At 57.6% G+C, this 3,821-nt stretch carries 4 protein-coding genes and 1 pseudogene; all 5 read right to left on the bottom strand.

Features of this window, described 5'->3' with window-relative positions:
- Positions 1–899 (bottom strand): UDP-N-acetyl glucosamine 2-epimerase (locus PF446_RS11155; protein WP_298071567.1); only part of this gene is annotated, 899 nt, incomplete at its 3' end.
- A gap of 230 nt (positions 900–1,129) precedes the next feature.
- Entirely contained in the window at positions 1,130–1,975 is an 846-nt protein-coding gene (locus PF446_RS11150; protein ID WP_298071565.1) for a PEP-CTERM sorting domain-containing protein, read from the bottom strand.
- Between the two features lie 256 nt (positions 1,976–2,231).
- A pseudogene (locus PF446_RS11145) lies at positions 2,232–2,354 on the bottom strand (IS3 family transposase); the annotation flags it as partial.
- Entirely contained in the window at positions 2,338–2,490 is a 153-nt protein-coding gene (locus tag PF446_RS11140) for a hypothetical protein (RefSeq protein ID WP_298071563.1), read from the bottom strand. The pseudogene PF446_RS11145 and the gene PF446_RS11140, both read right to left, overlap by 17 nt.
- Positions 2,491–2,944: 454 nt before the next feature.
- Positions 2,945–3,742, bottom strand: coding sequence for a hypothetical protein (locus PF446_RS11135; RefSeq protein WP_298071561.1), 798 nt, complete (start codon positions 3,740–3,742; stop codon positions 2,945–2,947).
- Positions 3,743–3,821: the final 79 nt, after the last annotated feature.

Raw genomic sequence — 3,821 nt, 5'->3', positions numbered from 1 at the left:
TGCGCACCGCAAACAAGGTTCATGAAATCCACATAGCCGAGTGGCTCGATGACTTTCAGACCGGGCGCTTCCAGCAGTTTCTGCCAAAGGCCGAATTTTTCCAGGTTCTTGCGCGTGCGTGGATGTACCGGGAACACCATGGGCAATCTGGATGCAATGCCTGTCAGTTGGCTGACAAGTGACTTCAGTTGTGCGGGCGCATCCACGTTGGACGGGCGGTGCAGAGTCACCACCGCGTACTTGCCCTCCTCAAGTCCAAGCCTGCTCCGTTCGCCGCTGGCATCGATGCGTTCACGCATCAGTTCATAGGAGTCGATCATGATGTTGCCGACGCGCGTGACCTTTTCCGCAGGAACGCCTTCCGCGGCGAGATTCTCGTCTGCATCCGGTGACGGGGTCCACAGGATGTCGGCCACGGCATCGGTGGCCAGCCGATTGATCTCCTCGGGCATCCGGCGGTCGCGGCTACGCAATCCGGCTTCCATGTGCGCCACCGTAATGCACAGTTTCGCGCCAACCAGGGTGCAGGCAAGCGTTGCATTGACATCCCCGACCACAACGATCAGGTCTGGTCGATCCGCGACGCAGGCACCTTCGTAGGCGAGCATCACGTTGGCGGTCTGCTCGGCGTGACTGCCGCTTCCCACGCCCAGGTTCAGATCCGGCGAAGGCAACTTCAGATCACGAAAAAAAGCATCCGACATGTTCCGGTCGTAGTGCTGGCCGGTATGCACCAGCCGCAAGCTGCACCACGCTTGTCCATGCAAAGCATGGAACAGCGGAGCAACCTTCATGAAATTGGGCCTCGCGGCCGCGATCAAGTCAATTCTGAGCCGCTGCATCTTAGATACCCCCTCAATCCTTTGTGACATAGAGTGTACCAGCGGCTTTGCTGGCATGGTGGGTTGTCACGTTGAATCCGTGCTTCGGCCAAAACGCGCCGTTCTCGCGATGGGACAAACTGGCGCGTAGAGCCGCAGCTGTTCGCCCATGCCGCTCAGGCAGGATTGGATCGTAAGCTTGTCCAGGACACGAAAAGCGACAGCAAGAAAATGGCCCGCCAGGTACTGGCGGGCCAAATCTGATCAAACGCTTTTGAATCTGTTCCGGTCGTGGATGCGATGCCGACTCAGACGTTGTACCGCCGACGACGACTTACCGCGAACCCGCCGATCAACAGCAGGCCGAGCCCGAACATGCCAAGCACCGCCGGTTCCGGGACCGGATGGACCGATTCCACCATCACCAGGAAATCGTTGTAGTCCAGATCCGACTTGGCGAAGGGCTGGTCTTCCCAAGCCAGGATGTACTCGTTGGCGCTCCATGTACCGCCAGAGAAACCATTCATGGGTTGAAGTGTGTTGCCCCCGTCACCATGGTACGCGACCATGTGCGGCATGCCGTTGGGATACGTCATGCCGCCGGCCGCGTTTAATGACGGTAAGGAGTAGAAGGTGCCCGTCGGGGTAGCCAGGTAATACCCGAAATAGTTGGTGGTGCTGAAATATACTTTCGTGCCGAAGTTTACCGCATAGCCGCCGCCGGCGTAGGTGGACAGTGCAGCTTGATCGCCATTCGAGCCATTGGTAATGAGTGCCAGCTTGTTATTGGCGTTATTCGGATCGAAAATACCGAACGTGTCATTGCCTGCGTTACCCGCTATCTGCAGCAAGATCGTCGAAATGCTGCCGCTGGAAGCATTGACTGACCAGAACGGAGTCTGGGTTTGCTGGGTGTAAGGATTAACGCCCGGGCCGGATGAAAAAATGCTGGAGGGATTGGTTGAAGGTCCCAGCACGTCATGCAGGCCGGTGCCCGAACCATCGCTACCGTACGGTGCCAAGCACACCGGTGCCCCTTGTGTCTGTAATTTGGGCCCCGCCGGGGCGGTTGGGCAGGTGGTGGCGAAAGCCTGTGTTGCGAACAGACTCGCAGCGATCAAACCGAGCAGCCCCAGATACTTATGTTTATACATCGTATGCCCCCTTAGACATTGCGTGTGTGAAATTTTGCGCCAAGTTCCTATGCAAATGGCGTGCCAACTATATAAATATCTGATAAATATAGATAATTATAGATCCATGACTTCTAAAAATACGGGTAGTGTAAAGAATGCCGACAGCTCTTGAGAACTTGATGTGTGCAGGTGGCACGGATCTTTCCCCGACACAGCTTGTCCGTGACACATTACAAATACCTGCGGTTTTAACGGGCTCCAGAAAGTGGATCCATGCGGCAAGTTCCAGATTCTGTCTCGGCGCGATGCCAGCAAGTGCCAAGTTCGCAAGCTCGGGATTGGACGTCCATAGCCATGCCGTGATCTTGTCCTGCAGTTGCTCAATCGAGTCGAACAGTGCGTTGGTGGGTATTGCGAAGCTCCGGGCAGATTTCCTTGAATGCCTGGCCCGGCACCAGGATGCGCGCGCCGACCGGTTTGATGCACCTGCGCTTCATCAGCCGGATCTTCTGGTTTGCGATATACGGACCCATGATGTCGTTCTGCGTGGGTCGGCGAGGATCAGGCCGGGTGATGGCCCGGTTGCTTCGTCTGCCAGGTGCGGAGGCAGGAATCGACGCTGATGCAGTTGCCGCAGGCCAGGTCACGTCGATCTGCGATGGCGATGCGCCACGCGGTCGCTCGCGCTCGGTACCGGTCAGTCAGCGCTGGACACAGCGTACGCGACTACGCGCGATCCGCAGCCGCGCGAGGCTCAACTGCGCCGCAATCGCCTTGGTCTGCTGACCCACGGACGCCAGGAAAAATAGGGTGCACGGCACCAGCCTGAGGTTGCGAGCATGGAGTGAATCAGGCCGGCTGAGCTCGATACGCACCTCGTTGCTCAGCACAGTGTCGGGGCAAACCGCACAGCATCTGATCGCAGGCCTCGCCGTAGGACATCAGGCCTGAGGCATGCCGGCAGATTACAGGGCTCCCACAGGAGTGCTAGGCTGCAGCCGAATTCGCCTTCCGGCTCGGGTCTACACCATATCGGGCTTTCAAAAAGCCCGCGATCAGGGAACCACGCAGTTGCTTCGGCTCAAACGCGAAGCGATGCGAGAACACACTCTCGGGTAGTGGGTTGTCGCGCGCATCAGCGAGACCTCGTGGCAACGCGACTGCCGCCATGGCCTCGAGCAGAGGCAGGCGCAGGAGAACGACCGGGTTGTTTCGTACCAAGGCGTAGTTTGTCGGCGGTGCAAATGCTTCGAAGCCGTAACAACGGATGTAGAACCCGGCATGCCGCGGATGCACACCGATGACAATATCTGTCAAATCGTTGTGCAATCCAAAATATATGCCCCAGCGCATCATGCTGAACAGGGCGCCGACGCCACGTGATATGGACTGACGACGATCTGCCAGCATCCCCACCTCAAGCAGCCGGCGTCCATTTCGACGCAGTTCATCCAGATAGGGTGAATATACGCTATCAAGCGCGAGCCCCATCGGATTGTCGCGGAATAGGGTCATGGTATAGCCAACTCTCGGCCCTTCCGGCCCCCATATCACGCATGCATGCGGTCCCACCGCAGTGGGAACGGCATGGAGGCCAAACGGGTTTTCGTCGATCAGCCCCATATGTGAATAGTTTTCATAGACCAACCCCCAGGCTGATTCCACCTGTTCAAGGCTGGTCGCGCACGAACACTGCGGTGCGCTGATGCGCACCGTCGGACCCGCGAGATGCGCCGCGATGTCTATGACTGTCTCAGGCATTTCTTTTGATATATCTGGGTTCATGTTTGAGTCTCCGATCCTCGGCACGTTGCTTTGATGCATGCCACTCCCTGGATCACATGGAAATTGGCCCCGCATTTTT

The sequence above is a fragment of the Oleiagrimonas sp. genome (genome assembly GCF_027858935.1).
In the GTDB taxonomy this organism is placed as follows: domain Bacteria; phylum Pseudomonadota; class Gammaproteobacteria; order Xanthomonadales; family Rhodanobacteraceae; genus Oleiagrimonas.
The sequence above is the reverse complement of the archived record's forward strand: the minus strand, read 5'-3'. Positions and strand labels throughout refer to the sequence as shown.

Excerpts from the sequence above, each read along its gene's own strand:
- PF446_RS11150 (WP_298071565.1), bottom strand. The coding sequence starts at position 1,975 with ATGTATAAACATAAGTATCTGGGGCTGCTCGGTTTGATCGCTGCGAGT.
- PF446_RS11135 (WP_298071561.1), bottom strand. The coding sequence starts at position 3,742 with ATGAACCCAGATATATCAAAAGAAATGCCTGAGACAGTCATAGACATC.
- PF446_RS11140 (WP_298071563.1), bottom strand. The coding sequence starts at position 2,490 with ATGGGTCCGTATATCGCAAACCAGAAGATCCGGCTGATGAAGCGCAGG.